General features: G+C 74.4%; 3 protein-coding genes. All 3 read right to left on the reverse strand.

Annotated elements, in window-relative coordinates; translation table 11 throughout:
- A partial coding sequence (locus tag L0B03_RS17245) for a phosphonate C-P lyase system protein PhnG (protein ID WP_250448162.1) occupies positions 1–319 on the reverse strand: 319 nt, incomplete at its 3' end.
- Entirely contained in the window at positions 316–1,035 is a 720-nt protein-coding gene (locus L0B03_RS17250; protein WP_250448164.1) for a GntR family transcriptional regulator, read from the reverse strand. The genes L0B03_RS17250 and L0B03_RS17245, both read right to left, overlap by 4 nt.
- 11 nt (positions 1,036–1,046) lie before the next feature.
- Positions 1,047–1,877: phosphonate ABC transporter, permease protein PhnE (gene phnE, locus L0B03_RS17255; protein WP_250448166.1), on the reverse strand; the 831-nt coding region annotated here is incomplete at its 5' end.

Here is a 1,877-nt window from a genome sequence, read left to right on the forward strand (position 1 = left end):
CGTGGCGCTCTGCCTCGGCGTCGCAGACCGCGGCGGCCAGCGCCCCGGGCAGGTCCCGGCCCGAGCGGATGCCGTCCCCGCGGGTGCCGCCCAGCAGCACGGTGCAGGTGGTCAGCGCCACGTGCCCGAGGACCGCCGTCGCACCACCCGTGGCCGGCACGGGGGTCCGCACGGGTGCGGTCACGGTCTCGGGCCCGGCGACGACCTCGACGGTCGGCACCGGTGCCCCCGCGAGGATCGCATCGGCCAGCGCCTCGAGCGCAGCGGGCTCGGCGGTCGCGAGCGCCTCGTAGCGGGACTCGGTCGAGGTCACGCTCATGCGAGGTCCACCCCGAACTCCACGCGGTCCCCGCGGAACCGGTGCTCGACGACGGCGACGGGGCGCCCCTTCTCGTCGACGTTGAGCCCGCGCACCAGCAGCACGGGCGCCCCGACGGGGACCAGGAGGTGCTCGGAGTCCTGTCCGGTGGCCGGGGCCGCGGCGAAGGTCCGGCCGGCGCGGCGCATCCGGACCCCGTGGTGCTCGAGCAGCACGTCGTACAGCGAGGAGTCGCCCGACCAGTGGTCCTCGATCCCGCGCAGCCTGCCGACCGGGAGCCAGGTGGCCGTCACGGACCAGGGCTGCCCGTCGACCGTCCGCAGCAGGTCCAGGCGCCGGACGGTCCCACGGGTCCGCAGCTCGCGGGCCACGGCGGGGTCCTCCTCGGTGCGGACCTTGAGCAGGGTGGTGGCCACGGCGTGCCCGCGCTCGCGCATGGCGTGCGTGAAGCTCGCGTCGCGCCCCGCGGCCACGCGGTAGCGCAGGGTCGGCGCCGCGACGAAGGTGCCACGCCCGTGCACGGTCTCGACCACGCCGCGCCGGGTCAGCTCGGCCAGGGCCTGGCGCACGGTCAGGCGGTTGACGTCGTACTCCCGTGCGAGCTCACCCTCGCTGGGCAGGCGCTCGCCCGGGTCGAGGTCGGCCGTGCGGGTCTCGAGGTCGTCGACGATCTGCTGGTACAGCGGGCGGGTGGAGTGGCGGTTGAGCACGGTCACGCGTGGTCCTCTCAGTCGGCCGGGATCATGCGTCGTCGCAGGTGGGCGGACAACCGCTCCACCCCGAGGACGACGACGAAGATGCAGAGGATGATCGCCAACGCCTCGTCGTAGCGCAGCAGCGTCATGGACACCGACAGCTCGATGCCGATGCCGCCGGCCCCGACGAGCCCCAGGACGACCGAGGACCGTGCCGAGGACTCGAGGGCGAACATCGACGTCGCGACGAAGGAGGGGAGGCAGGCGGGCAGCACCCCGGCCCCCAGCACCGCGCGCTCGTTGGCGCCGGTGGCCCGCAGGCCGTCGACGGTGCCCTTGTCGAGCTCCTCGATGCTCTCGGCGAAGAACCTCCCGCAGAACCCCATGACGTCGACCGCGATCGCGAGGACACCGGCCTTGGGGCCCAGCCCGACGGCGATCACGAAGATCAGGCCCCAGATGAGGTCCGGGATGGTCCGGCAGACCGAGATGAACCCGCGGGTCACGGCGTAGACGATCCGGTTCGGGCTCGTGTTGCGCGCCGCGGCCACCGCGAGCGGCACGCTCAGGATCACCCCGATCACGGTGCCGATCACGGCCATCTCGACGGTGACGAGGAGCGCGGCGAGGATCGCCGGCAGCCGCTCGGTCGACGGCGGGAAGGCGTCCCCGAGGAACTTCCCGAGCCGTCCCGTGCCGCTGACGACGTCCTCGGGCCCCAGGAGCGTGCCCTGCATCCCGCCGTGGACGATGAAGGCCACGACCGCGACGAGCGCGACGAAGGTCACGGCGTCCGGCCTGCGCCAGCGAGCGGGGGCCGACGGCGGCCGCGTCGGCCCCGGGGGCGTCCTCCGGGAAGGCGG

It is taken from the genome of Actinotalea sp. C106 (genome assembly GCF_023630195.1).
Lineage (GTDB): Bacteria > Actinomycetota > Actinomycetes > Actinomycetales > Cellulomonadaceae > Actinotalea.